At 70.3% G+C, this 26129-nt stretch carries 25 protein-coding genes and 3 pseudogenes; 18 read left to right on the top strand and 10 right to left on the bottom strand.

Translation table 11 applies throughout. The features are described 5' to 3' along the window. The coding region (locus OFY01_RS31700; RefSeq protein WP_266605817.1) for a hypothetical protein at positions 1 to 201 on the bottom strand (201 nt) is incomplete at its 3' end. Positions 202 to 205: 4 nt separating this feature from the next. Next, positions 206 to 1099: a class I SAM-dependent methyltransferase gene (locus tag OFY01_RS31695; RefSeq protein WP_407700468.1), complete on the bottom strand. Its 894-nt coding sequence runs from the start codon at positions 1097 to 1099 to the stop codon at positions 206 to 208. Between the two features lie 343 nt (positions 1100 to 1442). Here OFY01_RS31695 and rpsA point away from each other — a divergent pair, with 343 nt between their 5' ends. From rpsA to OFY01_RS31670, 5 genes are all read left to right on the top strand, one after another. Continuing rightward, positions 1443 to 2945, top strand: a complete 1503-nt coding sequence (rpsA, locus tag OFY01_RS31690) for a 30S ribosomal protein S1 (RefSeq protein ID WP_266605816.1) — start codon at positions 1443 to 1445, stop codon at positions 2943 to 2945. Positions 2946 to 3083: 138 nt separating this feature from the next. Continuing rightward, positions 3084 to 4019: a PAC2 family protein gene (locus OFY01_RS31685; protein ID WP_266605815.1), complete on the top strand. Its 936-nt coding sequence runs from the start codon at positions 3084 to 3086 to the stop codon at positions 4017 to 4019. Between the two features lie 57 nt (positions 4020 to 4076). Beyond that, positions 4077 to 4685, top strand: coding sequence for a dephospho-CoA kinase (coaE, locus tag OFY01_RS31680; RefSeq protein WP_266605814.1), 609 nt, complete (start codon positions 4077 to 4079; stop codon positions 4683 to 4685). Then, the gene (locus OFY01_RS31675) at positions 4682 to 5065 is read left to right on the top strand and encodes a DUF3592 domain-containing protein (RefSeq protein WP_266605812.1); all 384 of its coding nucleotides are present in this window, start codon (positions 4682 to 4684) and stop codon (positions 5063 to 5065) included. The genes coaE and OFY01_RS31675 overlap by 4 nt, the downstream gene beginning before the upstream one ends. A gap of 61 nt (positions 5066 to 5126) precedes the next feature. Beyond that, positions 5127 to 5537, top strand: coding sequence for a tetratricopeptide repeat protein (locus OFY01_RS31670; protein ID WP_266605810.1), 411 nt, complete (start codon positions 5127 to 5129; stop codon positions 5535 to 5537). 86 nt (positions 5538 to 5623) lie between these two features. Here OFY01_RS31670 and OFY01_RS31665 read toward each other — a convergent pair whose 3' ends face one another. After that, a complete protein-coding gene (locus OFY01_RS31665) occupies positions 5624 to 5890 on the bottom strand; it encodes a DUF6343 family protein (protein WP_266605808.1) in 267 nt (88 codons plus the stop codon). A gap of 129 nt (positions 5891 to 6019) precedes the next feature. Between OFY01_RS31665 and OFY01_RS31660 the strand changes: the two genes are divergently transcribed. Beyond that, positions 6020 to 6307, top strand: a complete 288-nt coding sequence (locus tag OFY01_RS31660; protein WP_266605806.1) for a hypothetical protein — start codon at positions 6020 to 6022, stop codon at positions 6305 to 6307. 271 nt (positions 6308 to 6578) lie between these two features. Beyond that, positions 6579 to 7958 carry an AMP-binding protein gene (locus OFY01_RS31655; protein WP_266605804.1) on the top strand — a complete coding sequence of 460 codons (1380 nt, stop codon included), beginning with the start codon at positions 6579 to 6581 and terminating at the stop codon, positions 7956 to 7958. Positions 7959 to 8078: 120 nt separating this feature from the next. On the opposite strand, the gene OFY01_RS31650 is transcribed toward OFY01_RS31655, so the two are convergent. After that, positions 8079 to 8570, bottom strand: coding sequence for an RNA-binding S4 domain-containing protein (locus tag OFY01_RS31650; protein ID WP_266605802.1), 492 nt, complete (start codon positions 8568 to 8570; stop codon positions 8079 to 8081). Positions 8571 to 8718: 148 nt separating this feature from the next. Between OFY01_RS31650 and OFY01_RS31645 the strand changes: the two genes are divergently transcribed. The 3 genes from OFY01_RS31645 to pip are packed head-to-tail and all read left to right on the top strand — an operon-like array spanning position 8719 to position 12740. After that, on the top strand, positions 8719 to 10092 hold the full coding sequence (locus OFY01_RS31645) for a M20/M25/M40 family metallo-hydrolase (protein WP_266605801.1): 1374 nt from the start codon (positions 8719 to 8721) through the stop codon (positions 10090 to 10092). Next, positions 10089 to 11735, top strand: coding sequence for a YfcC family protein (locus OFY01_RS31640; RefSeq protein WP_266605800.1), 1647 nt, complete (start codon positions 10089 to 10091; stop codon positions 11733 to 11735). The genes OFY01_RS31645 and OFY01_RS31640 overlap by 4 nt, the downstream gene beginning before the upstream one ends. Before the next feature lie 9 nt (positions 11736 to 11744). Further along, positions 11745 to 12740, top strand: coding sequence for a prolyl aminopeptidase (pip, locus tag OFY01_RS31635; RefSeq protein WP_266605799.1), 996 nt, complete (start codon positions 11745 to 11747; stop codon positions 12738 to 12740). Here the strand turns inward: pip and OFY01_RS31630 are convergent. Further along, positions 12718 to 13149 (bottom strand): (2Fe-2S) ferredoxin domain-containing protein, encoded by a 432-nt coding sequence (locus OFY01_RS31630; protein ID WP_266605798.1) that lies wholly within the window; start codon positions 13147 to 13149, stop codon positions 12718 to 12720. The genes pip and OFY01_RS31630 overlap by 23 nt on opposite strands. After that, positions 13142 to 13819: a GntR family transcriptional regulator gene (locus OFY01_RS31625; RefSeq protein ID WP_266605797.1), complete on the bottom strand. Its 678-nt coding sequence runs from the start codon at positions 13817 to 13819 to the stop codon at positions 13142 to 13144. The genes OFY01_RS31630 and OFY01_RS31625 overlap by 8 nt, the downstream gene beginning before the upstream one ends. A gap of 419 nt (positions 13820 to 14238) precedes the next feature. Here OFY01_RS31625 and OFY01_RS31620 point away from each other — a divergent pair, with 419 nt between their 5' ends. The 4 genes and pseudogenes from OFY01_RS31620 to OFY01_RS32835 form a co-directional block, all read left to right on the top strand. Continuing rightward, the gene (locus OFY01_RS31620; protein ID WP_266605796.1) at positions 14239 to 15684 is read left to right on the top strand and encodes an NCS1 family nucleobase:cation symporter-1; all 1446 of its coding nucleotides are present in this window, start codon (positions 14239 to 14241) and stop codon (positions 15682 to 15684) included. A gap of 44 nt (positions 15685 to 15728) precedes the next feature. Beyond that, complete coding sequence (locus OFY01_RS31615) at positions 15729 to 16550, top strand: aspartate/glutamate racemase family protein (protein ID WP_266605818.1); 822 nt, start codon at positions 15729 to 15731, stop codon at positions 16548 to 16550. A gap of 76 nt (positions 16551 to 16626) precedes the next feature. After that, on the top strand, positions 16627 to 17604 hold the full coding sequence (locus tag OFY01_RS31610) for a glycoside hydrolase family 6 protein (RefSeq protein ID WP_266605795.1): 978 nt from the start codon (positions 16627 to 16629) through the stop codon (positions 17602 to 17604). A 57-nt stretch (positions 17605 to 17661) separates the two neighbouring features. Beyond that, a pseudogene (locus OFY01_RS32835) lies at positions 17662 to 17935 on the top strand (IS982 family transposase); the annotation flags it as partial. A 737-nt stretch (positions 17936 to 18672) separates the two neighbouring features. Here the strand turns inward: OFY01_RS32835 and OFY01_RS31605 are convergent. The 4 genes and pseudogenes from OFY01_RS31605 to OFY01_RS31595 form a co-directional block, all read right to left on the bottom strand. Next, positions 18673 to 20412 (bottom strand): DUF2075 domain-containing protein, encoded by a 1740-nt coding sequence (locus OFY01_RS31605; protein ID WP_266605794.1) that lies wholly within the window; start codon positions 20410 to 20412, stop codon positions 18673 to 18675. After that, on the bottom strand, positions 20324 to 22669 hold the full coding sequence (locus OFY01_RS31600; protein WP_266605793.1) for a DUF2075 domain-containing protein: 2346 nt from the start codon (positions 22667 to 22669) through the stop codon (positions 20324 to 20326). The genes OFY01_RS31605 and OFY01_RS31600 overlap by 89 nt, the downstream gene beginning before the upstream one ends. Positions 22670 to 22954: 285 nt before the next feature. Then, entirely contained in the window at positions 22955 to 23083 is a 129-nt protein-coding gene (locus OFY01_RS32730; RefSeq protein WP_407700466.1) for a DUF6408 family protein, read from the bottom strand. 213 nt (positions 23084 to 23296) lie between these two features. After that, positions 23297 to 23564 (bottom strand): annotated as a pseudogene (locus OFY01_RS31595) (BREX system ATP-binding domain-containing protein); the annotation flags it as partial. Positions 23565 to 23571: 7 nt separating this feature from the next. Between OFY01_RS31595 and OFY01_RS31590 the strand changes: the two are divergent. The 4 genes and pseudogenes from OFY01_RS31590 to OFY01_RS31575 all read left to right on the top strand — a co-directional run. After that, positions 23572 to 23742, top strand: coding sequence for a DUF5710 domain-containing protein (locus OFY01_RS31590; protein WP_266605792.1), 171 nt, complete (start codon positions 23572 to 23574; stop codon positions 23740 to 23742). A 63-nt stretch (positions 23743 to 23805) separates the two neighbouring features. Beyond that, positions 23806 to 24246, top strand: a complete 441-nt coding sequence (locus tag OFY01_RS31585; protein ID WP_266605791.1) for a hypothetical protein — start codon at positions 23806 to 23808, stop codon at positions 24244 to 24246. Between the two features lie 45 nt (positions 24247 to 24291). After that, complete coding sequence (locus OFY01_RS31580; protein WP_407700467.1) at positions 24292 to 25125, top strand: nucleotidyltransferase domain-containing protein; 834 nt, start codon at positions 24292 to 24294, stop codon at positions 25123 to 25125. Between the two features lie 239 nt (positions 25126 to 25364). Further along, positions 25365 to 26129 (top strand): annotated as a pseudogene (locus OFY01_RS31575) (FUSC family protein); the annotation flags it as partial.

Raw genomic sequence — 26129 nt, 5'->3', positions numbered from 1 at the left:
CCGGCGCGGCTCGGCGACCACGACGCGCCGCGCCGGAGCGTCCTGGTCCAGCAGACCGGCCAGTACCAGCGGCACCAGCGTCGTCTTGCCGGTGCCGGGAGGAGCCACGAGCACGGCGGTCCCGTCGGCGTCCAGCGCGCGGCGCAGGGCGGGCAGCGCGCGGCGTACGGGCAGCTGGTCGAGGAGGTCGCGGCGGATCACGCCCCTAGTCTCGCTCGCAGACGAAGATCGCCGTGCCGGGGATCAGGTTTCCGCGCAGCGGGGACCAGCCGCCCCACTCCTGCGTGTTCCACGCGGGCCACTCCGGCTCCACGACGTCGACGAGGCGGAGCCCGGAGGTGACCACGTCCCGTACCCGGTCGCCGAGGGTCCGGTGGTGTTCGACGTAGACGGCGCGCCCCTCGTCGTCCTGCTCTACATAAGGAGTGCGGTCGAAGTAGGAGGCGGTCACGGTCAGCCCCTCGGGGCCCGGCTCGTCGGGGAACGCCCAGCGGACGGGGTGCGTCACCGAGAACACGAACCGTCCGCCGGGCCGCAGCACCCGGCGCACTTCGCGCAGCACGCGCGCGGGGTCCGCGACGAAGGGCAGTGCCCCGTACGCCGAGCAGGCCAGGTCGAAGGAGCCGTCGAGGAAGGGCAGGGCGCCCGCGTCGGCCTGGACGAGCGGCACCCGGCCCTCGTCGATGCGCAGCGAGTGCTGAAGCTGTCGGTGGGAGAGGTCGAGGGCGACCGGCCGGGCGCCCTGCCCGGCGAGCCAGCGCGAGCACTGGGCCGCGCCGGCGCCGATCTCCAGGACGTCCTTGCCCACCAGCTCCTCGGCGGGCCCGAGCAGTTCGGCCTCCACCTCGTCGAGCCCCTCGGGCCCCCAGACGAAACGGTCGTCGCCGAGGAACGTGCCGTGCTCGACCTGGTACTCGTCCGCGTTCCGGTCCCACCAGCCGCGGTTGGCCCGCGCGCTCTCCGTGGTTCCGGCGTCACGCCGGGTGGCGGTGGACTCGTCGTCGACGGCCGGGTCGGCGTCCTCGTGCGCGGGGGCGGGGACGTGCGTCGGTCCGGGCTCTTGGATGATCGGCTCCCTCGTCGTACTCTTCCGTCCCAGCCGTCCTGGCCGTCACGGAAGAGGGATTCGTGCGGGTTCTGAGGCCCATCTGGCCTCGCGCGACAGGATTTGTGCCGGGTATGCGGCGTTCTGCCCCGGGTGTGCGGCTTCGCGCATTGACCCTGCCTGGCCGCCCCCGTATGCTACAAGTTGCGCTGCGGGCCTGCGTACCTCAGACATAGCAGGCTGCGCTCGCGTCTGTTGTATGTCCCCTCGGTTGTCGAGGCGCCCCCGTTCCGGCGGGATCGGCGCTTCCTAGGCTGTCCGGCTTCTGCAGAGCGAAAAGGGCTCTCGGCGTAGCAGTACCTACGACTTCAATGTCCGTACCGGAGCCCTTTCCCACATGACGAGCAGCACCGAGACCACCGCCACCACCCCGCAGGTTGCGGTCAACGACATCGGTAACGAGGAAGCCTTCCTCGCAGCGATCGACGAGACGATCAAGTACTTCAACGACGGCGACATCGTCGACGGCGTCATCGTGAAGGTCGACCGGGACGAGGTCCTGCTCGACATCGGTTACAAGACCGAAGGTGTCATCCCGAGCCGCGAGCTCTCGATCAAGCACGACGTCGACCCGAACGAGGTCGTTGCCGTCGGCGACGAGATCGAGGCCCTGGTCCTCCAGAAGGAGGACAAGGAAGGCCGCCTGATCCTCTCGAAGAAGCGCGCCCAGTACGAGCGTGCCTGGGGCACCATCGAGAAGATCAAGGAAGAGGACGGCATCGTCACCGGTACCGTCATCGAGGTCGTCAAGGGTGGTCTCATCCTCGACATCGGCCTCCGTGGCTTCCTTCCGGCCTCCCTGGTCGAGATGCGCCGCGTCCGCGACCTCCAGCCGTACGTCGGCAAGGAGCTCGAGGCGAAGATCATCGAGCTGGACAAGAACCGCAACAACGTGGTCCTGTCCCGCCGTGCCTGGCTGGAGCAGACCCAGTCCGAGGTCCGCCAGACGTTCCTCACGACCCTCCAGAAGGGTCAGGTCCGCTCCGGCGTGGTCTCCTCGATCGTCAACTTCGGTGCCTTCGTGGACCTGGGTGGCGTCGACGGTCTGGTCCACGTCTCCGAGCTGTCCTGGAAGCACATCGACCACCCGTCCGAGGTCGTCGAGGTCGGCCAGGAGGTCACCGTCGAGGTCCTCGACGTCGACATGGACCGCGAGCGTGTCTCCCTGTCGCTGAAGGCGACCCAGGAAGACCCGTGGCAGCAGTTCGCCCGCACCCACCAGATCGGCCAGGTCGTGCCCGGCAAGGTCACGAAGCTGGTTCCGTTCGGTGCGTTCGTCCGCGTGGACGAGGGCATCGAGGGTCTGGTCCACATCTCCGAGCTGGCCGAGCGCCACGTGGAGATCCCGGAGCAGGTCGTCCAGGTCAACGACGAGATCTTCGTCAAGGTCATCGACATCGACCTCGAGCGTCGCCGGATCTCGCTGTCCCTGAAGCAGGCCAACGAGGCGTTCGGCGCCGACCCGACGGCCGTCGAGTTCGACCCGACCCTGTACGGCATGGCCGCGTCCTACGACGACCAGGGCAACTACATCTACCCCGAGGGCTTCGACCCGGAGACCAACGACTGGCTGGAGGGCTACGAGGCCCAGCGCGAGGCCTGGGAGACCCAGTACGCCGAGGCCCAGCAGCGCTTCGAGCAGCACCAGGCGCAGGTCATCAAGTCCCGCGAGGCCGACGCGCAGGCCGAGGCCGAGGGCGCCGCCACCCAGGGTGCGGCCCCGGCCGCGTCCGGCGGCGGCGGCTCCTACTCCTCGGAGTCGGACGACAACTCCGGCGCCCTCGCGTCGGACGAGGCGCTCGCCGCGCTCCGCGAGAAGCTGGCCGGCGGCCAGAGCTGAACACGCTCTGTCTGACCAGGTAGTTGACGGTGGGCCCGCACCTGTGAGGTGCGGGCCCACCGCCGTTTTTCCACGGCCCGGGGAATGCTGACCGCAGCCCGCGCGTTCTGATGATGAACACGAGGAGGAGCGTTCACTGTGCTTGATCCGCAGGGTTTGTACACATGGGAGCCGAAGGGCCTCGCCGTGGTGGACATGGCGCTCGCCCAGGAGTCCTCCGGCCTTGTCATGCTCTACCACTTCGACGGATACATCGACGCGGGCGAGACCGGCGACCAGATCGTCGAGCGGCTGCTCGGCTCGCTGCCGCACCAGGTGGTGGCGCGCTTCGACCACGACCGCCTGGTCGACTACCGGGCACGCCGCCCGCTGCTCACCTTCCGGCGCGACCGCTGGACCGAGTACGAGGTGCCCTCGATCGAGGTGCGCCTCGTCCAGGACGCCACCGGTGCGCCGTTCCTGCTGCTGTGCGGGCCCGAGCCGGACGTCGAGTGGGAGCGTTTCGCCGCGGCCGTCAAGCAGATCGTCGAGCGCCTCGGCGTGCGCCTCGCCGTGAACTTCCACGGCATCCCCATGGGCGTCCCGCACACCCGCCCCGTGGGCCTGACCCCGCACGGCAACCGCACGGACCTGGTACCGGGACACCGCAGCCCGTTCGACGAGGCCCAGGTGCCCGGCAGCGCCGAGTCCCTCGTCGAGTACCGCCTCATGGAGGCCGGACACGACGTACTGGGCGTCGCCGCGCACGTCCCCCACTACGTGGCCCGCTCCGCCTACCCCGACGCCGCGCTCACCGCCCTGGAGGCGGTCACCGCCGCCACCGGCCTCGTCCTGCCCGGTATCGCCCACGCGCTGCGCACCGACGCGCACCGGACACAGACCGAGATCGACCGCCAGGTGCGGGAAGGCGACGAGGAACTGGTCGCACTCGTCCAGGGCCTCGAGCACCAGTACGACGCGGCCTCGGGTGGGGAATCACGCGGCAACATGCTGGCGGAGCCCGTGGACATCCCGTCCGCCGACGAGATCGGCCGCGAACTCGAACGGTTCCTGGCGGAACGCGAAGGCGACTAGTCTGCGGCAGTGTCCGCGCCGCAGGGGCGCCGGACGGGGCCGGTGGGAGGCGCGGAATTGCTGTCTGTAGGGCTGACCGGGGGGATAGGAGCAGGAAAGAGCGAGGTGTCGCGGCTCCTGGTGGAGCGTGGCGCGCTCCTGATCGACGCCGACCGCATCGCGCGCGAGGTCGTGGAGCCCGGGACACCTGGCCTCGCTGCCGTCGTCGAGGCGTTCGGTGAGGACGTACTCGCCCCCGACGGCAGCCTCGACCGGCCCAAGCTCGGCTCGATCGTCTTCGCGGACGCCGACAGGCTGGCCACGCTCAACAAGATCGTGCACCCGCTCGTCGGCGCCCGTTCCGCGGAACTCGAAGCGGCGGCGGGGCCCGACTCCGTCGTCGTCCACGACGTGCCGCTGCTCGCCGAGAACGGCCTCGCGTCCCTCTACGACGTGGTGATCGTCGTCGACGCGAGTCCCCGGACGCAGCTCGACCGGCTGACCCGGCTGCGCGGCATGAGCGAACAGGACGCACGCGCCCGGATGGCCGCGCAGGCCACCCGCGCCAAGCGCCGCGAGATCGCCGACATCGTCATCGACAACGACGTGCCCCTCGACCGTCTCACGGAGCAGGTCGACAAGGTCTGGGCCGACCTGGCACGCCGGGCGCGCGCCACCTCCACGTGATCGTTCTCGCCGCGTCCACCGCCATGGGCGGCCTGATCGCCGTGCTGGCGGGCGCGTACGGGCTTCAGCGGACCCGGCGCGTCCGGACGGTGGGCAACGTTGTCGAGGCCCTGGTCAAGCCGCCGCCGCAGGGTACCGAGCGGCCGCTGCTCCAGTTCCGGACCCTGGAGGGCCGGGTCGTCGAGGTCGTCTCACCGGTGCCGTCGACCAGACGCCGTCCCCTGCGCGCGGGCAGCAGCGTCAGCGTCGCCTACGACACCGACGACCCGCGCGACACCGTCCTCCTCGGCGCCGAACGGCCCGGTGCCGACCGGGGCTTCATGTTCGCGGGCGCCGTCCTGGTGCTGCTCGGCATGTTGCTCACGGTCTCCATGGGCTGACAGGCGCGGCGGGGCGCGCGTCCCGCCCACCGTCCGTGGGCAGGAATAGCGCCCACGGCCCATGGCGTTGACCTGGTTGACCGTGACCGGACCCGAAGGGAGCTCGGCCGTGCCGGAGACCACCCCTCAGACGCACGTCATCGACTACCGTGCCGCCGAGCAACTGCTCTCCGCCCGCGATCCACGCGGCGCGGTGAAACTCCTCGACGACGTGATCGCGGCACACCCGGAGAACACGGCCGCGCGGCTGCTGCGGGCACGCGCGTTCTTCGCCGCGGCACAACTGCGCGCCGCCGAGCTGGAGTTCTCCATCGTCCTCGAGCGCGAGCCGGACAACGCGTTCGCGCACTTCGCGCTGGGCCGCACCTATGAGCGGCGCGCACGGCCGGGGCAGGCCCGGCGTCACTTCCGCCTCGCCGCGGCGCTCGACCCGCAGCCGGAGTACGTGGCCGCGGCCCGCTTCGACGACTGAGACGGCCCGACGACTGAGAGGACACGACGACTGAGACGGCACGACGACCGAGCCGCTCGGGAAGCGGAGGCCGGCGGCCGACGCGTTCAACGAGACCGGTGGTAGGGCGGGACATCGCGGCCCGGCTGGTAGTGCGCCCCCTGCCGGATGTGCCGGGTGATCATGAAGACGTCGACGGTCGTGATCAACCAGAGCACGCCACAGGCGATGGCCCACCCGATGCGGTGCGCCAACAGGAACGCGACGGTGCCGAAGACCGTCCAGACCAGCCCGAACAGCGCGAGGCCGAGCCGCAGCCGTAGGGGACTGCGGGCCGTGATCGGCTCGTCGCCGGTGCGCACCAGGTGCCGCATGCTTCCAGGGTGCCACTTTCGGGTGAATGAGGCGGGGCTCGACCTCGGCGACAGGTGCGACGCGGTGGTGCTCGCGTCGCTCCTCGTGCACACCGGCGACGCGCGAGTGCGGCGCGGCATGCTCGACGCGTGCCGCGCCCATGTTCGGCGGACGGCTGCGTGCTCATCCAGCGCGAGCGGCAAGGGGGGCACGAGAACCTGCCGCGGGAGGCGACCGGCGCCGGCGGGGCGCGCAGACGGAGGCTGCCGTCACGGTCGGTGGGTGAGGGGACGCCCTTGGTGACGGTCGAGTACGTGTTCCCGCACGCGGTGTGGACCCAGACGTACCGGACCCGGCCGTTCACGCCGGAGGAGTTCGAGAGGGAGCTGGAGCGTGCGCACCTGAAGTCCGACCGGACCCTGACGGGTGACGGGTGACGGGTGACGGGTGACGGGTGACGGGTGACGGGTGACGGGCGACGGGCGACGGGTGACGGGCGACGGGACACGGGTGCGGGCTGTACCCGGGCGGGAAGCCCTGCGGTGAACCCGTGAGGTGAACCCGTGCGGCACCAGGTCAGCGGCGCCGCCTTGGACGTTCCCCCGAGAACCGTGGGCCGACCGTCGTCGGGACCGCGCATTGCGCAGGGGGGTGTTGAAGGATTGGATCGCCAACCGGACGTCGTGCTCGCGCGCCGAAAGGAAACGGATGGCATCCCTGCTCGACGGCTGCACACCCTGGCCCGAGGTGTTCGTCGACCGTTACTGGTCGTCCGGGTGCTGGCGTGGATGCACCCTGGACAATCTGCTGCGCGAGTGGGCCCGGCGGTCAGGGCCGCGGACAGCGCTCGTCGACGCCGCCACCGGCACCCGCCTCACGTACGCGAACCTGAACCGTCGCGTGGACCGCATGGCCGCCGGGTTCCGGCTGCGCGGCCTGCGGCCGGGACAGCGCGCCGTGGTCCAGCTGCCCAACGTGCCGGAGTTCGTCATCACCGTGTTCGCGCTGATGCGCGCGGGCGTGGTGCCGGTCCTGTGTCCGATGGACCGTCGCGGTCCGGAGGTCGCCGAGTTGGTGCGGATCACCGAGGCGGCGGGCTATGTCGCCCCGGCCGCCCACCGGGGCGCCGACCACATGGCGCTCGCGGCGGAGGTGGCGGCCCAAGGGCCTTTCCTGCGCCGGGTGTTCTCCTACGAAGCGCCGGGCGCCGAGGACCCGTACGGGGGGCTCAGGATCGACGCGACCGGCTGCCACTACTTCCCGCTGGGCTCGGTGGAGGCCCCGCCCGAGCGGCCGCTCGCGCCCGATGCCGGGCAGGTGGCGCTCCTCCTGCTCGCCGAGGACCGGGAGGGGCATCCCGTCCTCGTCCCGCGCACCCACAACGACTACGCGTACCAGGCGCGGGCGGCCGCGGAGGCGGTGTCGCTCACCGAGGACGACGTCTGTCTCGTCGCGCTGCCGGCCGCGAGCAACCTCGCCTTCGGCTGCCCAGGGATCGTCGGTACGCTCTCGGCGGGCGGCACGGTCGTCCTGGCCGCATCGCCGCGACCGGGCGAGTGCTTCCCGGCCGTCGCGCGGGAGGGGGTGACGCTCACCTCGCTGGACGCGGAAGCGGCCCGGCTCTGGCTCGATGACGTACGGCCCGCGCCGCGGGCCGACTTGGGCAGCCTGCGGCTCGTGCAGGCGGGCCCCGCCCGGTCCGCCGACGCGCCCCTGCCCCCGCCCACGGTGGAGCGGCTGGCCGCGGCCCTGGGGCCGGGCGGCCGACTGCAGCAGGTCGTCGCCTCGGCGGACGGCCCGATCACGCTCACGCGGCTCGGCGACCCCGACGACACCGTGTTCGGCACGCAGGGGCGCCCGCTCTCGCCCGACGACGAGACACGGCTGGTCGACGCGGACGGCGGGGACGTGCCGGACGGGGAGTCCGGCGAGCTCCTGACCCGCGGCCCGTACACACCACGCGGCTACTACCGCGCGCCCGACCGCAACGCCCGCTCCTTCACCACCACGGGCCACCTGCGCACCGGCACGCTGGCCCGGCGCACCCCGGACGGCGAAATGATCGTGACGGGCCGAATCCGGACCTGACCGCCGAGGTGGCCGGACCTGACCGCCCAAGTGGCCGGTCCTGCCTCGGTGTGGCCGGTCCTACCTCGGCCTCGGGCCTCCTGGCCGGTCCTACCTCGGCCTCGGGCCTCCTGGCCGGTCCTACCTCGGCCTCGGGCCTCCTGCCGGGTTCTCCGGTGCCGGGCCCTGGCCGAAGAGGCCCCGGAGGCGTTCCAGGTCGCGGCGGTCGCGTTTGGTGGGGCGGCCCGTGCCGCGGTCGCGGACGCCGACTGGGGCGACGACGTCGCGCGGGGGCGGCGGCGGGCTGTTGTCGACGTAGCACTCGACGGCGACCGGCGCGCCGACCCGCTTGCGGATCAGCCGCTTCACCACGACCAGACGTTCGCGCCCCCCGGGCTGGCGCAACCGGACCTCGTCGCCGACGTGCAGCGCGTACGCGGGCTTCACACTCGTGCCGTTGACCTTGACATGCCCGCCCTTGCAGGCCGCCGCGCCCGCCGAGCGCGTCTTGACCAGGCGCACGGACCAGATCCAGCTGTCCACGCGTACCGACCCACCGCCACCCGGAGCCGCCGCGCCCTGGCTCGCGGTCGTTCCGGCGTCCTTCGCCGTGCCTGAAGTCTCCGATGCCATGAGTCGACCTTAATGCGCGGACCTGTCACCGTGCCGCCGTCGGCGAGCCCCGGACACCAGTCTCCCCTCAACACGGATAATCCGGACAAAAGGTGAGTAACGCGTGGTATTCGCCAGCGGACGACAGTGATGATGGGGTGCTAACGCCATGGCAGCGACCGACCCGGACAACGACCTGCGGGCGACCGTCGACGAACTGATGGACGGGCTGCGGTCCGACCTGGAGCGGCTGGCCGCCATCCCGTCGGTGGCCTTCCCCGGCTTCCCCGGCCAACCGGTGCGCGAGGCCCACGACCTGCTGGTCGGACTGCTCCGTGACGCGGGCGTCGAGCACATCGAACGCATCGACCTGCCCGACACGGCCCCCGTCGTCTTCGGCGAGATCCCGCCGCCGACCCCCGACGCGCCGACCGTACTGCTCTACTCGCACTACGACGTGCAGCCGCCCGGCGACGAGAGCCTGTGGCTGTCGCCGCCGTTCGAGCCCACGCCCGTCGAGGGCGGCCTGCGCGCGCGTGGCATCGCCGACGACAAGTCCAACGTCATCGCGCATCTGGGCATGCTCCGCGCCTTCAACGGCCGCCCCCCGGTCGGCATCAAGATCGTCTTCGAGGGGCAGGAGGAGTACGGCAGCCCGTTCGACACCTACCCGCCCACCGACCCCGAGCGGTTCGCCTGCGACGCCATGGTCATCGCCGACCTCGGCAACCTCCGCCCCGGCACCCCCACGCTCACCACCGGGCTGCGCGGCGCCGCCGAGGTCGTCGTCGAGGTGCGCACCCTGAAGGAACCGCGCCACAGCGGCGAGTTCGGCGGCGCCGCCCCCGACGCGCTGCTCGTCCTCCTCAAGGCCCTGTCCACCCTCCACGACGTCCACGGGGACGTGGCCGTGGAGGGTCTGCGCCGCGACGAGTGGACCGGCACCACCTACACCGAGGAGGAGTTCCGCGACCTCGCGGGCGTCGAGCCCGGCGTCCCCCTCATCGGCAGCGGCACCCTCGGCGAACGTCTGTGGTCCGGTCCCGCCATCACGGTGATCGGCCTCGACGCGCCCACCGTCGAGCACGCGGCGTCGGCCGTCGTCCCCTATGCCCGCGCCAAACTGAATCTGCGCTTCCACCCACGCCAGGACCCGCGAGAAGCCCAGGCCGCGCTCGTCGCCCACCTCTCCGCCCTGAAACCGTTCGGCATCCCCCTCACGGTCACGCCCGGCGACACGGGCCCCGGCTACGAGGCGGCGACCGGCGGCCCCGCCTACCGCGCCGCCCGCGCCGCGCTCAAGGAGGCATGGGGTACCGAGGCCTCATACGTCGCCACCGGCGGCTCCATCCCGCTGGTCAACGGCCTCGCGCAGGCCGCGCCCGGAGCCGAGGTGCTGCTCTTCGGCGCCCAGGACAGCATGTGCAACCTGCACGCCCCCAACGAGCGCGTCCTCTTCTCCGAACTGCGCGCCACCGTCCTCGCGATGTGCGCGTTCGCCCGCGAGTACGCGGCCGACTTCCGCCGGGGAGAGTCCGCATGAGCACGACGGACAGCCAGGACAGCACCGGCGGTCGGGACAGCACCGACGGCAGCGGACGCGCGGGCGTCGGCGGCGCGAACACCACAGCCCCCGGCCAGTCCGGTCAGGCAGGCCAGCCCGGTCAGCCAAGCCAGCCCGAGCAACCCTCCACGCCCGCGAAGAAGTTCACCTTCCCCAGCGCCCTCACCGTCCTCGTCGTCGTCACGATCGCGGTGTGGCTGCTCGCCTTCCTCATCCCGGCGGGCCAGTACGACAGGAACGGCAACGGCGCTCCCGTCCAGGGCACCTACCACCGCGTCCCGTCCGGCCAGTCGTTCGTCGACCGCCTCAACGACCTCTTTCTCGCCCCGGTCAACGGCCTCTACGGCATCCAGGACCCCAGGACCTCCCTCGTCGGCCCGGACAACTCTGGTGCCCTGTACGGCAGCGCGGGCGTCTTCCTCTTCGTTCTCGCCATCGGCGCGTTCATCACGGTCGTCTTCGCCACCGGCGCCCTCGACCGCGGCATCGGCCGCCTCGCCCACAAGCTGCGCGAGCGCGGCACCCTCCTCATCGCGGGCGTCATGGTCGTCTTCTCGGTACTCGGCACCGTGGAGGGCTTCGCCGAGGAGACCCTCGGGTTCTACGGGCTGCTCGTGCCGCTCATGCTCGCCCTCGGATACGACCGCATGACGGCCGTCGGCACGACCATCCTCGGCGCGGGCGTCGGCGTGATGTGCTCGACCGTCAACCCGTTCGCCACCGGCGTCGCCTCCTCGGCCGCCGACATCTCCCTCGGCGACGGCATCACGCTGCGCTTCGCGATGTGGATCGTGCTGACCGGCGTCACGGTCGCGTACGTCGCCCGCTACGCCAAGCGCGTACAGAAGGACCCGCAACGCTCGCTCTCCGGGTTCCTGCCCGGCGACCGCGACCGCGAGAGAGCGGCGTCCGAGGCCGCCGAGATCCCCGAACTCACCAGCACGCACAAGACGGTGCTCGCCGTCACCGCCGTCGTCTTCGCCTTCATGATCTACTCGGTCGTGCCCTGGTCGAGCGCGCTGACCGGCAAGGCCGACGCCGTCCCGTACGGGTTCGAACTCGGCTGGTCCTTCCCGCAGCTGGCCGCGCTCTTCCTGGTCGCGGCGGTGATCGTGGGCATCGCGGCACGGATGGGGGAGCAGAAGCTCAGCTCGACGATCGTCCAGGGAGCCGCCGACTTCGTCTCCCCGGCGCTCGTGATCCTGCTCGCCCGCGGCGTCACCGTCATCATGAACAACTCGAAGATCACCGACACCGTGCTGCACGGTATCGAGGGCGTCGTGAAGGGCACCTCGTCGGGCGTCTTCGCGATCATCGTCTTCATCGTGAACCTGCCGCTGGCCTTCCTGATCCCCTCCACATCGGGCCACGCGACGCTCGCCATGCCGATCCTCGCGCCGCTCTCCGACTTCGCGGGCGTCTCGCGCGCGGTGGTCGTCACGGCGTGGCAGGCGGCCAGCGGCTGGATGAACCTGTGGGTGCCGACCACCGCCGTCACCATCGGCGGCGTGGCCCTCGCCAAGGTCGGCTACGACAGGTATCTCAGGTTCGTGTGGCCGCTGTTGGCGATCCTGTTCGTGCTCGTCTGCATGTTCGTGGCGCTGGGAGCGGTGTACACGTAGTCTCGCCGGATGGCTTCGGACACGTCGGCCCCTCTGAATCCGTCCCCTCTGTATCCGTCCATCGAGCCCTACGATCACGGTCTGCTCGACGTCGGCGACGGCAACCGGATCTACTGGGAGACCTGCGGCAACCCGGACGGCAAGCCGGCCGTCGTCCTGCACGGCGGTCCCGGCTCCGGCTGCTCGCCCTACCCGCGCCGCCTCTTCGACCCCGACCGGTACCGGATCGTCCTGCTCGACCAGCGCGGCGCGGGCCGCTCCCTGCCGCCCGCCAGTTCGTACGACACGGACATGAGCGTCAACACCACCCCGCACCTGATCGCCGACCTGGAGCGGCTGCGCGAACACCTCGGCATCCAGCGGTGGCTCGTGTGGGGTGCCTCGTTCGGTTGCGTGCTCGGGCTGCGGTACGCGCAGACGCACCGCGACTCCGTCTCCGAACTGGTCCTCACGGGCCTGGCCGCCGGCAGCCGCGCCGAGGTCGCGACCATGATGCGCGGCCTGCGCCGAGTGTTCCCCGAGGCCCACGCCCGGTTCGCGGCGGGCGTGCCGGAGGCGGAGCGGGACGGTGACCTCGCCGCCGCCTACCACCGGCTCCTGGAATCCCCCGACCCAGAGGTGCGCGAGCGGGCCGCGCTCGACTGGACCGACTGGGAGGAGGCGATGGCCTCACAGCCGCCGCGCACGAGCCCCCGCTACCAGGACCCGGAATTCCGCTACGGCTTCGCCCGCACCGTCACGCACTACTGGTCGCAGGACCATTTCCTCGGCGGCCCCGAGACGGTGCTGCGCGACCTGCCGCTGCTCAAGGGAATTCCGGCCGTCCTGGCCCAGGGCGCCCTCGGCCTCAACAACCTTATCGGCATCCCGTGGCGCATCGCCCAGGCTTGGCCCGACGCGGAGCTGGTGATGGTCGACGACAGCGGACACAACGCGGGTGCCCGCGGTATCGCGCATGAACTGGTCGCGGCGACCGACCGGTTCAGCGCCCGCGGCGCCGCCTGACCCGCTCGCCCTGGGGCTCGATGAACTGCAGCTCCAGGGCGAGCGGGGCAGGCGCGACGCCTGGGCCGCCCGCCTCGGCCCAGGCGAGGATCTCGTCGGTGGCGTCGTCACCCATCGACCAGCCGATCCACGCGGCCCTGCCGCCCCGGGCGCGGCCCTGCGCGGACGGCTGGAGCACGACCACGTTGGCCTGATCGCACGGCCCGAGGCAGTCGCTGACCCGCACCGCGAACCGTCCCCCGGACGCCCGTGCGGCGGCCTGCCACCGCTCCAGCTGCCAGGCGTGGTCGTCGCCCGGGTACTTCCGGGCGTCACCGCAGCAGCAGCCCCGGCACACGACGAGCGTGCAGGGGCGGGAGCGTGCTGCGCCGATCAGTGTCGGCACCGTGGAGCCGGGCGGCCTACGCATCGGTTCTGCCCTCGGTGTTCGTGGTGTCCTCGCCGAAGAGATGCCCGACGGTGGAACGGTAGTTGCTGCGTACGTGGGCGAGCGACACGGCGCGCGCCCGTTCGGCGTCCCCGGCGGCCACCGCGTCGTACAGCTTGCGGTGCTCGTCGAGCTGCTGGGCCCACTCCTCGTTGCGCCGGGTCATCCAGCGCAGCCGCCCGTCGACCGGTTGCATCACGGTGGTGAGCAGCCCGTTGCCCGCCATCGCGAGGAGGCGGTCGTGGAAGCGGGTGTTGACGTCGGTGATGGCCTCGGCGTCGTCCTCGCGCATGGCGCGGGCGGCCAGTTCGAGCAGCTCTTCGAGGTGGGCCAGGTCGTCCCTCCCGGCACGCTCGGCCGCAAGACCGATCGCGTAGACCTCCAACGCCTCGCGCAGCTCGAAGAGTTCGGCGACGTCGGTGCGGGTGAGCGTCCGTACCACGGCCCTGCGCGGTGTCTCGAACGTGACGAAGCCCTCGGCGAGCAACGCTCGGATGGCCTCGCGGACCGGCACCCGCGACACCCCGAACCGGTCGGCCAGCTCACGCTCGACCAGCCGGTCCCCGGGGCGAAGGCGCCCGCCGATGATGTCCTGCCGCAGGGCGCCGAGCACGCGCTCGCGCACCGCGCCCAGGGGTTCCGCCGTCGTCATGCCCCTATCTTCGCCGATCGCCCTCCGGGTTCCGCGGCGGAGGTGGTTTTACCGAGCCGTAACCGTACGGACATTGCTCCGCGCCAGTGGGAGCGGGACTATGACGCCAGTTTGGTATACCAAAAACCGGCGTCGGGCGTCCGTGACGGCACCCCATATACACCCGCCCGCGTCGTATACACCCGCATGCACCCACCCACGCCGCATGCACCCACCCGCATCGCATGCACCCACCCGCATCGCATGCACCCACCCGCATCGCATGCACCCACCCGCATCGCATGCACCCACCCGCATCGCATGCACCCACCCGCGTCGCATGCACCCACCCACGTCGCACAGACCCACTCACATCACCTCACCCACCCCACCCCCACCCCACGTACCCTCAGATCCGTACGTCCCCGGGAGGCTCACCCATGTCTGTGACACAACCCACGCAGACGCAAAACAGCCACGGCTTCGTGCCGGACCCCCGCCTGGTCAACGAGGACCTCGCCCCCGCCGCCGAACGCAAGTGGAAGGTCTTCGACCTCTTCGCCATGTGGATGTCCGACGTCCACAACCTCGGCAACTACACGTTCGCCGCGGGCCTGCTCGTCCTGGGCCTCAACGCCTGGCAGATCTTCACGGCCCTGCTCATCGGGTTCGTACTGATCTACGCCGGATGCAACGCGATGGGCCGCATCGGCCAGCGCCACGGCGTGCCGTTCCCCGTCGTCAGCCGGATCGGCTTCGGCGTGTGGGGCGCCAACATCCCCGCCCTGGTCCGCGCCGTCATCGCCATCATGTGGTATGGCATCCAGACCTACCTGGCCTCCGTCGCCGTCAACGTCATGGTGATCGCCGCCTTCCCCGCCACGAAGGCGTGGACCCACCACTCCTTCCTCGGCCTGCACGCCCTCGGCTGGGCCTCCTTCCTCACCCTCTGGCTGCTCCAGTCCCTGATCATCACGCGCGGCATGGAATCCATCCGCAAGTTCCAGGACCTCTGCGGCCCCGCGATCTGGATCGTGATGATCGCGCTGGCCGTCTGGGTCTGGGCCAAGGCCGGCTGGTCGATCTCCCTGACCACCACCCCGCACCCCGTCTCCATGGGCGAGCAGATACGCCAGTGGTTCGGCGCGATCGGCCTCATCCTCGCCACCTACGGCACGCTGATGCTCAACTTCTGCGACTTCTCGCGCTTCGCACCCGACTACCGCACGGTCCGGCGCGGCAACTTCTGGGGCCTGCCCATCAACTCCACCGCCTTCGTGATCCTCTCCGTCGTCGTCACGGCGGGCAGCGTCAAGGTGTTCGGCGAGGCCATCACCGACCCGGCGCTCCTGGTCGCCCGCATCGGCAACACGTGGGTCCTCGTCTTCGGCGCGCTCGTCTTCGCCATCGCCACGATGGGCGTCAACATCGTCGCCAACTTCGTCTCGCCCGCGTACGACCTGGCCAACGTGTGGCCGCAGAAGATCACCTTCAAGGTGGGCGGGGTCATCTCGACAGTGGCGGCCCTCCTGGTCACCCCCTGGAACCTCTACTCGAACCCGAACGTCGTCAACTACTTCCTCGGCGGCCTCGGCGCCTTCCTCGGCCCGCTCTTCGGCGTCATCATCCTCGACTACTTCTGGGTGAAGCGCGGCCGCATCGACGAGCAGGCCCTCTTCGACGCCACCCCCGGCTCCCGCTACTACTACCGGCGCGGCGTCAACCCGAAGGCCGTCGCGGCGTTCCTCCCGTCCGCGGCACTCGCCGTGGTGCTGGCCCTGGTCCCCTACTTCGACCCGGTGGCCGCCTACTCGTGGTTCATCGGCACGGCCGTGGCGGCGGGCCTGTACGCGGCGATCTGCCGGAAGGAGCGCGCGGCACAGTGACCCACCCACACGGCACCCGCAGCCGCGACCTCCGCGGCCCCCACATCCTCGTCACCAACTGCAACACGACCCGTGCCATGACGGAGGAGATCGTGGCGGGCGCCAGGGCGGCGGCCACACCCGGCACGGCCGTCACCGGCCTCACCCCGGCCTGGGGAGTCGAGTCGGCGGAGGGCTGGCTGGACAGCTACCTCTCGGCGGCCGCCGTCCTGGACGCCCTGCGCACGTACGACGGCGAGCCGTACGACGCGGTCGTCATGGCCGGCTTCGGCGAACACGGCAGGGAGGGCGCACGGGAACTCCTCGACGTCCCGGTCGTCGACATCACGGAGGCCGCCGCCCACCTGGCCTGCCTGCTCGGCCGCCGCTACGGCGTCGTCACGACCCTGGGCCGCTCCCGCGGCCAGATCGAGGACAGCCTGCTCACGGCGGGCGTGGCCGCGCACTGCGTCGGCGTGACCGGCACGGGCCTTGGCGTCCTGGAACTCGACGACCCAGGCCGCGTGGAGAAGGCGTTCGTGGCCGCCGCCCGCACCGTACTGGACGCCGGTGCGGAGGTCCTGGTCCTCGGCTGCGCGGGCATGACCGGACTGGAACGGGCCGTGTCCCAGCGCCTCGGCGTCCCCGTCGTCGACGGCGTCGCCGCGGCGGTCCGCCTGGCCGAATCGCTGGTCGGCCTCGGCCTGAGAACCAGCAGAGCCGGCGGATACGCGCGACCGGTGTACAAGGCGAGGACGTGGGGGAGCGCCACAGCGGTACCGAACGCGCCACACCCACACCCACACCGACAGCCACAGTCACAGCCGGCATTGTCACCGCCACCAGCCATTGCGGCGGACCGCCCGGACCGGCGCACCGCGCGATAGGTAGAACGAGTGCACGGCCGTCCGCACCGACGCGTCACGGCGCCCCGTACGCGGGGCGCCACCGCACACTCCCAGCATGCACCTGCCCACACGCCCGCTCCTGGGCGCTCTGCTGGCCGCACTCCTGACATCGGCCGCGGCCCACCCCGCGACCGACCCCAGCAGCGCGACGCGCGCCAAGGCCGCGCGGTTCTGGGTCGACCCGAACACAGCCGCGGCACGCCAGGCGGCGGCGTACCGCGCCCAAGGCCGCACATCCGACGCCCGCCTCATCGACCGCATCGCCACCCGCCCCCAGGCGACCTGGCTCTACGGCCCCGACCCCGGCCCCACCGTCAAGGCCGTCACGACAGCCGCCCAGCGCGCCCACCGCACCGCGGTCCTGGTCACCTACTACATCCCGCACCGCGACTGCGGCGCCTACTCCTCGGGCGGCGCCCCCGACGCCGCCGCCTACCGCCGCTACATCGACTCCTTCACCGCCGGCCTCGGCACACGAGGCGCATACGTCGTCGTCGAACCGGACGCGGTCGCCGCCACACTGGCCGGCTGCCAAGGCGCCGACCCGCACGAACGCCACACCCTTCTGGCCTACGCGCTCAGCCGTATCGCCGCCCGCCCGCACACCCACGTCTACCTCGACGCCGGCAACGCGAGCTGGATCACGGACGTACCCGCACTGGCGACGGCACTGCGCGCGTCCGGGCTGAACCAGGCCGACGGCGTGGCCCTGAACGTCTCCAACTACGCGACGAACACCGTGACATCGGCCTACGCCCATCGCCTCCTCACCGCCCTCGACATCGGCGCCCACTACGTCATCGACACAAGCCGCAACGGCAACGGCCCCTACACAGGCCCCGACGCCTGGTGCAACCCACCCGGCAGAGCCCTCGGCACACCCCCGACCACGCGCACGGACGACCCGACCCTGGACGCCTACCTGTGGGTGAAACATCCGGGCGAATCGGACGGCATCTGCCGAGGCGGCCCGGCGGCCGGGACGTGGTGGGAGGAGACGGGCCTGGAACTGGCGCGGAACGCGAAGGGCTAGACGAGCAATTCCGAATGCAGGGTTCACGGATGCGGTGACGATGTCCACCAACGGGTTGTGACGACGGGGTCGGTGCATCTCCTTACCGCACTGTACGTGCACATCGGCGACCGCCTGAAGGCCCTGCGCCGGTGTGGCCGACCGCCTCGGCTGACCGACGCCGAACTGGTCAGCCTGGTCGAGGCCCAGGCCGTGCTCGGCTTCCATTCGGAGGCCCGTTGGCTGCGCTTCACCCGCACTCAACTGCACGCGCTGTTCCCCGACCGTCCCAGGCCCGGCTTGCACCAAGCGCTTACGGGCCGCGACGGACCTGGTCAAATGGGCCATGCGGCGCCGGAACGGCCACGCGCCCCCGCCGCGCCCGAGGTCGCCCTGGAACCCTGCCAACCTAACAACTCGTCGTGGCAGTTCAGTCGATGCCGCAGGTCGATGTAGATGACGTTCCAGCGCACCCCGATCCGTTCATCAGCGATGCGCGTCATTGTCGACGCCGCCGCCCGCCAGTACGTTGCTGAAGATCGGATTGACTCCGCGTCGATCCGGTCCGCTCCACTGCCGCGGCACGGTCCCAGGGGTCGAACCCGCGAGCGCGCAACCCGCGACACGCAGCCCTGCCCGCCTTCCGGCGCGCAAGAGCCTGCTTCGTCGTCACCCTCAGCACCCAGCCTCCGCCCGCGGCGCCAACGCCCGAGCTCCCGCCGAGACGCGGTTCGTTACCCCGAGCGCCAGGATCCGGCTCTCCGCGGCATCGGGAGCGTGGTCGTGATCAACGTACATACGAGGGTGAACACGACACCAAGGATGGTCAGACCGGAGGTCGTGGTGGCGAACAGCTCGCCCGTGGCACGTCGGCTGTGCGCCACGCGAGTTGGGAGCCCGGAACAGGAACCAGAGACAGCTGCGAGCAGCGCACAGACCGCTGAGACCGAGTGTGCCCAGTTTTCCGCCGTGAGCCACCCGGCAAGGCGAGCAACGTACGCAAGGCGAGGCCGGCAGAGGGCATGCCGCGCACAAGCCGTCGACGCCGTTACGCCTGCGAACCGGTTCCAGCTCTTTGCGCAGATGACGTCAGCCCGGCACGGACGCTGCCCGCTCCACCTCGACAAGTTGCCTCAACTTTGCCCTTGTCTCGGCGTCCGTCGAGTAGATCACCGTGCCGACCATGCCACGGGTGAGCAACACCTTGTACGTGTTGCGGATCAGCCGGTCCACGTCGGCATCGGGAGTCGACTTCTTGAACACGGGGTCCTTGGACGCGGCCCGGTCGGTGACCCAGCGGTCACCGCGCCACACGAGATCCGGGCCGAGGATCACACCGCTCCAGTCGTACTCGAAACCCTGCGCCGTGTACACGCAGCCGACCTGGCCGAACCCGGCCGGATCCGTCGCCCACAGCGCGGCAGGGGGTGCGCCCGCGACCGCCCTGTCACCGAACACGTTCCACGGGCGCTCCCATTCCCCGATGACGACATCCGCCGGCAGCGCCTGGCCGGGTGGCACCTTCTTCGTCCACTTCCAGCAGTATCCTGCCGACATCCGGGCGCTGTAGCCCGACGAGCGCCGTCCGTCCAGGAAGGACTCCATCTCCTGCGGGCTGTCGACGACCATGAGCTGCATCTTGCCGTCCGGCTCCCATTCCAGAGCACCGCCAGGCTCCAGCCCCAACAGCCGTACCACCCACCGCAGGTACGCGTCGCTGCCACCACACCGGAACTGGCTGTCCAAGGGGACGACTCGACAGTCGAGCCCCTTGTGCGCCGCGGCCGCCTGGATCTCCGCGACCGTTCCCATCTCGCCGGGCCTCACGACCTGGTGCTCGTCCAGGAGGAAGACGGGTACGCGCGCCGCGTCGATGAGTTCCTCGATCTGGGGTTTGCCGGTGCGGTCCGCCGCGCGGGTGTAGCGATTCGCGGACGTCTCGCGCATGCGGTGGGCCTCGTCGCAGATGAGAACCTCCAGACCATTGCGTTCGGCCGTCATGAAGCTGTTGAAATACTTGAACAGCTCGCGCACCTGGGGCTTCCGAGCGCCCGCCACCTTCCGCATCGTGGTCGTGAACGAACTGGACCCGGTCGCGTGCAGCGCGGTGACTCCCTGTCGGTACAGCTCGCCGAGGAGAGACAGCGCGATGACGCTCTTGCCTGTGCCGGGGCCGCCCGTGACCACCACGACCTCCTTGTGGTCGGACTGTTTGGAACGGCGTACGGCGTTCATCACCATTCGGTAGGCGACCTGCTGTTCATCGAGCAGCACGAACTGTTCGCGTTCGCGTACCTCTTGGGCGGCGACGGCCATCAACTGCTTGGAGGGACCGACCTTCCCGCTGATCAGCTCGTCGGCCGCGGAAGCTCCTGGCGCGCTGGTCAGCCTCGTCCGCAGATAGTCGATGAACTCCCCGCGCCGGGCGCCGATGAACAGCCGCCCGTAGTCGTCCTGCTCGGCCTCGAACAGTCCGCTGACGCCGAATTCGGTGGCGTTGTGCAGGTACGCGGCTCCGCTCAGCCGCTCCGGATGCTCGGCGAGCACACTGTTGAAGGAGGCCAGGTAACGGCAGTACCCGCGTACCTGGTCGACTGGGTTCAGCACGGGCCGCGCGTACGTTTCCAGGCGGCACAGTGTGGGATTGTCGTCGTCGGGTTCGGCGCTGCTCCACTGTTTCAGCTCGACGACGACGTACGACGGCATACCGGTCTTCGGGTGAACCCCGACGAGCACGGCGTCAGCTCGTTTGCTGTTGAGCGGCAGCCCGTACTCCAGGAGCATCTCGACCTGCCCGAGCCCGGCGTCGTTCAGCGCGCTCGCGAGCACGGGGATACTGCGCTCCCAGGCACGCACTTCCGAGCCGCTGGGCTTGTGGCCGTGCACGTGGACGAACTGCTCCGTGAGACGGAGGAAGAGAGAGCCGGACAGGCACTCTGCGGCGACCGCGGAGGCGGAGTCGCGGAACAGCAACGGATGCTCCCAGGCAGCACGAAGTGACTCGTGCGGGTGGGGGCATGTCCTTCGTGACTCCGCGTGGCGGAGCGGAAGCCCGGCGGGCCGCAGCTATGACACGATCAAGGCTACCTGCGCACTTTCCGGTATGCGGGCGGGAGGGGGGGGCACCTTCCGCGGTGAGTGTCGGGGCGGCGCCGGGGATGTTCTGCAGCCCGATGGCACCCGGAACAAGCCGACGGAGCGCGCTCTGCGTCTCGGGGTCCGGCGAATAGAGCAAGGTGCCGACGATGCCGCGTGTCAACAGCACGTGGTACGCATTGCGAATGCAGCGCTCTACCACGTCGTCCTCTACCGGACCGCGGAAGGCGGGGTCGCGGGAGGCGCTCCGATCCACCACGAACTTTCCATCGCGGAATACCAGATCCGGCCCGATGATCACCGCGTTCCAGTCGTACTCGAAGGTTTGGGCGGTGTAGACGCAACCGACCTGGTTCACCCCTCGTTTGTCGGTCGACCAGATACTGGCCGACGGCGCGCCCGGTACATGGTGTCCGGGTTTGACGTTCCATGGATGTTTCCACCGCCCGATGCGCACATCTTCGACGAGTCGCCCTTCCTGTGGATTGCTCCATGGCCAGCAGAAGCCAGCCGTGATGCGTGCGTCGAAGTTCTGCAGGTGGCGTTCCTGGACGAATTGCTCCACCTGCTCAGGTGAGTCGGCCACAGTCAACAGCATGCGACCGTCGGCCTTCCACCCGATCGGATCGGACACACCGAGCCCCAGAAGCTGTTGCACCCAGCTCTGGTAGCGCTTGCTGCCGCCCTGCCGGAAAGTGGCCGTGAGATCGGTGGTGTCGACGGTGCAGCCGAGCTGCTCAGCGACCGTCCGGAGATAGGCAGCGGTGCCGACCTCGTCCGGACGAATCGATTGATGGTCGTCGAGGAGGAAGACGAGCACCTTCGCGGCGCGAATCAACTCTTCGACCTGAGGCTTGTCGTCGTCCCGGAGCTCCCTGGGCGTCCAGCGATCCGTCGACGTGTATCGCACACGGTGGGCCTCGTCGCAGATCAGGACGTCGATGCTGTCCGGGGGCGTCTTCGTGAAGCTGTTGAAGTACTGGTAAAGGGTGTTCGCCGCCCTTCTCTTTCGGGCCACTTCGCCATGGCGGGCTCTTCCGACGTAGAGCTCTCGCAGGGTTTGCGTGTAGGCACGGGAGCCGCTGGCGAGCACCGCAACTTGGTTCTTGAGCCCGAGCTGACGCTGGAGCTCGAGCGCGACGGCACTCTTTCCGCTTCCGGGCCCTCCGCGAAGGATGTATACGCGTTTTGGCCCGCCTTCGATTCCGAGTGCGGTCTTCTCCAAATGCCGCATGATGCGGTCGAAGGCGATGTACTGCTCGTCGAGCAACGTCAGCCCACCCCCGAGGAAGGGGCGGTCGGTGGCCAGTTCAGTGACCTTGCGAAGGGGGTCCTTACGGGCATCCTCCAGGGCCTGCGCGGCCCTTGCGCCGGAGCGTCTCGCGAACCTCGAGGTGAGCGCCCGACGGAATCGATCCAGATCGTCCAGGGTGTAAAGAGCTCCATGATCCGTCTCGGGCAGATCGAACAGCGCCTCGACGTTGGCGTCCCTCGCGTTGTGCAACAGGGCGAGGCCCGCGAGCTGGTCCTCGTTCTCCCGCAACGGTCGCAGGTACCGCATCATGTAATCGCAGTAGAGCTGGACCTGGCGGACCGGATGCAGCTTGTTCTTGTCTCCGAAACCGAGGTCCACTGCGACAGGGCACTCAGGGTCGACAGTGGCGCGCCGTACCTGCTTCAGCTCGATCGCCAGGTACGAGGCGGCTCCCGTGCCGGGGTGCTCCCCGCACAACACCAGGTCGACGGCGGAGCTGGTGTGCGGGAGATCGACCTCGATCTGTACTTCCACAGCGTCCAGACCGCATTCAAGCAGTGCGTTCACCACGACAGGGATGCTGTTGTTCCAGGAGGCGATGTTGCTCTCGTCGGCCCGGCGCCCTTTGGCTTCGCGGTAGAGCGCCACCAGTTCCTGGGTGAGGGGGGTCCGGTCCTCGCCTGGACGCGTCTGGATGAGTGGTGCGAGTTCGGCTGCGGACAGCTGCAGAAGCACAAAGGATTCCCGGGCACGAAGTGACTCGTGCGGGTGGGGGCATGTCCTTCGTGACGCCGCCGTAGCGGAGCGGAAGCCCGTCGGGCCGCAATGACCCTTCGCACAATAGCGCGTGGCGCGTGAGGACGGGAGGCGATCTCCGCGCACGAGCCGAGTGCCGCGGCAAGGAGCGAACGGCCAGAACCTGCCCCGGAATAGAACTCTGGGCGGGCGAATTCCCTCGCTGAACAAGCGGTATGGGTGGAGTGGGCGGGCTCCCGGAGTAGCCCGCCCACCACTCGGCGTTCAGCCGAAGTGGTGCGCCGCAGCCTGCAGAATGATCCACAGTACATTCGCACCCAGGCTACCCGCGGCGTTCACGATGACGTCGCGGAGCCAGGTCCGACGCTCAGGCGCGTACTCGAGAGGACCCATGTGAGTGTGTCTCCTTCAGTGTGGGCCGGATGGCTGGGAGGGCTCCCGCCGGGAGCTTCCGACCTCACTGAGAGGTCGCCATGTGGCTCATGGACCTACACATCCGCACTGAAATGCGACGCACTGCGAGTTTCTACGAGTACACCCTTCCAGGAAGAGCGCACGGGCACTCGGTAACTCTAACGCACAAATGAGAGGCATGAGAAAGGAGTTGAACCTGAGGGGTGCGACACCGGCCGTTCCGCCGAGAGCCCCTCCCACAGCGCGCGCCGGGTCCGCGTCCGTCGGGCCAGGGCCTTGGCGCGGTCGGGAAGCGCGGCGCGCGCCGCGTACAGCTCGCGGATGGTCAATCCGAGACGGATCAAGGACTCCTGCGTGAAGCCAGGCAGCTGAGAACCTGTACGGCGCGCGGGTTGTCGAAACGGGGGCTGGTGCCGAAGCCGGTGGCCAGACGCTGCGCGAGGGGCTGAACTCCCCGCCTGGTCGAATTGGACGTTCCCTACGAGGAGAAGGACGAGGCGAAGGAGCAGCTTCGTGCCCGCTGGGACCCGAAACGCCGCCAGTGGTACGTGGACGCCCACCGGGTCACGCCCGGACAAGCCGCCCGGTGGCTGCCCAAGAAGTCAAGCCCGATGCGGATGTGGCAGGTACCCGCCTGATGGGGCGAGTTTCTCGACGAAATGGCTGCCAGGCAGCCCTTCACTCTCGCTAATGTGTCGACCATGGACCCAGAAGTCGCAGCCCTCGCCACCGCCGGCGCCACCACCCTGGTCACTCAGATGACCACCGATGCCTGGATCGCGTTGCGCGGCCGGTTCGCGCGTGTGCTGTCGCGGGGGCGAGAGCGGGAGCGGGACGCGGAGGAGGCCGTGTCGACCGAACTCGACGCCGCACGCGAGGAGCTGATCGCCGCCCGAGCCGACGGCGACGAGGCGACGGTCGCCGATGTAGAGGCGGAGTGGCGGTCGCGGATGCGACGGGCGTTGGCCGCGGATCCGGCACTTGCCGATGAACTACGGGGAATTCTTGATGAGTTGGCGTCCAGCGAGCAGCAGGACGGCCCGCGCATCGTGAACAACGTCGTGAACAACCTGCACGGCGGCGTGCATTACGGGACCACGATCCAGGCGGGGATTGTGGGGTCGCCACCGCGTCGCAACTGAGGCGCGCGCCGAGCGCTGACTCGATAACGTGACGGCATGCCTGAGATGTCCGGTGATGCCGATGCAGCCTTTCTGAACCGCCTCGCCGACCGCCTCGCCGCGCTGCCCGGCGTCCGCGCCGTCGCGCTCGGCGGATCGCGAGCCCAGGGCACGCACACCGCCGCGAGCGACTGGGACACCGCCGTGTACTACCGAGGGAGCGAGGGCGCGTTCACGCCTCAGGATCTCCGGGACCTGTGCGAACTGCGGGCGACCGAGTGGGACGGCGAGGTCTCCGAGATCGGCGGATGGGGCGGAGGCGTCTTCAACGGCGGGGCCTGGCTGACCGTCGAAGAGCGGCGCGTCGACGTGCACTACCGCGATCTCGACGTCGTCGAGCACGAACTTGCCGAGGCCGATGCCGGGCGGTTCCACTGCGAACCCTTGATGTTCCATCTCGCGGGCATCCCCTCGTACCTCGTCGTCGCCGAACTCGCCGTCAACCGCGTGCTGCGCGGCCAGACACCACCCGGACCCGACCCGTATCCGCCCGCGCTGCGCGAGTCCGCGCCGCGCGAATGGTGGGGGCGTGCTGACATGACCCTGCGGTACGCCCTTGCCAACAACGCTCCGCGCGGCGGCCGCACGGAGGTCGCCGGGGCCGTCGCCGTCGCTGCCATGCAGGCCGCCCACGCCGTACTCGCCGCGCGCGGGGAATGGGTGACCAACGAGAAGCCACTGCTCGAACGTGCCGGAGTGCGAGACGTCGACGACATCGTCGGGAGGATGCGGGCCGATCCCGACTCGCTCGCCGACGCCGTGACGCAGGCACGTGAATTGCTACGGAGGAAAGTGGCCGGGGCCGGGGAAGGCGGGCGCGGGGCCGTACACCTCGCGTAGGGAACGGGGAGCCCTGCCCGGCCGGGCCCCTGTCACAGGTACCTGTCACATTCGGGAAACGCGGGCGTTTCCTCGCCTCCACGCACGGCCGGTAACCTGGACGCACCCGTTCAGGCCAGGCCGATGTCGTCCGGCACCACCCGTGTGACCACGCCACGTGTCCGGTTCACGTGTCCAGCTCACGTGCCCGATCCGCGTGTCCGGTTCACGTGCCCGACGACAGGAGCCCGCGCACCGCCATGACCGGCCGCCGCCTGCACTCGCTTCCTCCCTGGCTGAGCCACGCCCTGCGCGCCCAGCGTGCGCCCGTGCCGTGGGCCGCCGTTGTGCGCGGGGCGCTGGCTGGGGGGCCGCTGCTGCTCGCCGCCGTGTTCGCCGGGCGGCCGTCCAACGGCGTGCTGCTCGCACTGGGAGCCATGTTGGCCGGGGTCAACGACCGGCCGGGGACGCGGCGCGCCGCCGTGTGGCGTATCGGTGCCCCCGCGCTCGCCGGCGCCCTGGGGCTGATCATCGGCACAGCGCTCACCGGAAGCGCCGTGCCGCTCGTCGTCGCGTGTGGCGTGCTCGGCCTTGTCGCGGGCGCGTCGAGCGCGGTCGGAGCCGTCGCCTCCGCCGCCGGATCGCAACTGCTTGTCGCCGTCGCCGTGGCCGCCGGGATGCCGCTGCCGGAGGCCGGATGGCTGCGGGCACTGCTGTACGTGGGCGGCGCCGGGTGGCTGATTCTGCTGCGACTCGTGCTCCCATCACCCACCGGAGTGAATCGCGGCCGCTCCCGGAACTCGCGCGGGACCCCCCTGAGTTATCTGTACGACGGCGAACGCACCGCCGTCGCCGCCGTGTACGACGCCATCGCCGACCTGCTCGACGCGGTCGGAGGTCCGGACGCGCGAGCCCGCCGCGCCGCCCTGACCGCCGCCCTCGACCAGGCGCAGGACGCCCTCCACGGCCCGCGGCTGCGCTGGTACGCGGGGTCCGCGGCCGAGCGACGGCTGCGCGCGCAGTAC

This window comes from Streptomyces beihaiensis (genome assembly GCF_026274175.1).
Taxonomy (GTDB): domain Bacteria; phylum Actinomycetota; class Actinomycetes; order Streptomycetales; family Streptomycetaceae; genus Streptomyces; species Streptomyces beihaiensis.
Note: the sequence above shows the minus strand (reverse complement) of the source record. Positions and strands in the feature narration are given on the sequence as shown.

Coding starts and splice junctions, on each gene's coding strand:
- OFY01_RS31630 (WP_266605798.1), bottom strand. CDS start 13,149: ATGCGTAGGCCGCCCGGCTCCACGGTGCCGACACTGATCGGCGCAGCA.
- OFY01_RS31670 (WP_266605810.1), top strand. CDS start 5,127: ATGGCGTTGACCTGGTTGACCGTGACCGGACCCGAAGGGAGCTCGGCC.
- OFY01_RS31580 (WP_407700467.1), top strand. CDS start 24,292: ATGTCCGGTGATGCCGATGCAGCCTTTCTGAACCGCCTCGCCGACCGC.
- OFY01_RS31650 (WP_266605802.1), bottom strand. CDS start 8,570: ATGGCATCGGAGACTTCAGGCACGGCGAAGGACGCCGGAACGACCGCG.
- OFY01_RS31620 (WP_266605796.1), top strand. CDS start 14,239: ATGTCTGTGACACAACCCACGCAGACGCAAAACAGCCACGGCTTCGTG.
- OFY01_RS31665 (WP_266605808.1), bottom strand. CDS start 5,890: ATGCGGCACCTGGTGCGCACCGGCGACGAGCCGATCACGGCCCGCAGT.
- OFY01_RS32730 (WP_407700466.1), bottom strand. CDS start 23,083: ATGGGTCCTCTCGAGTACGCGCCTGAGCGTCGGACCTGGCTCCGCGAC.
- OFY01_RS31640 (WP_266605800.1), top strand. CDS start 10,089: ATGAGCACGACGGACAGCCAGGACAGCACCGGCGGTCGGGACAGCACC.
- rpsA (WP_266605816.1), top strand. CDS start 1,443: ATGACGAGCAGCACCGAGACCACCGCCACCACCCCGCAGGTTGCGGTC.
- OFY01_RS31625 (WP_266605797.1), bottom strand. CDS start 13,819: ATGACGACGGCGGAACCCCTGGGCGCGGTGCGCGAGCGCGTGCTCGGC.
- OFY01_RS31610 (WP_266605795.1), top strand. CDS start 16,627: ATGCACCTGCCCACACGCCCGCTCCTGGGCGCTCTGCTGGCCGCACTC.
- OFY01_RS31585 (WP_266605791.1), top strand. CDS start 23,806: ATGGACCCAGAAGTCGCAGCCCTCGCCACCGCCGGCGCCACCACCCTG.
- pip (WP_266605799.1), top strand. CDS start 11,745: ATGGCTTCGGACACGTCGGCCCCTCTGAATCCGTCCCCTCTGTATCCG.
- OFY01_RS31655 (WP_266605804.1), top strand. CDS start 6,579: ATGGCATCCCTGCTCGACGGCTGCACACCCTGGCCCGAGGTGTTCGTC.
- OFY01_RS31645 (WP_266605801.1), top strand. CDS start 8,719: ATGGCAGCGACCGACCCGGACAACGACCTGCGGGCGACCGTCGACGAA.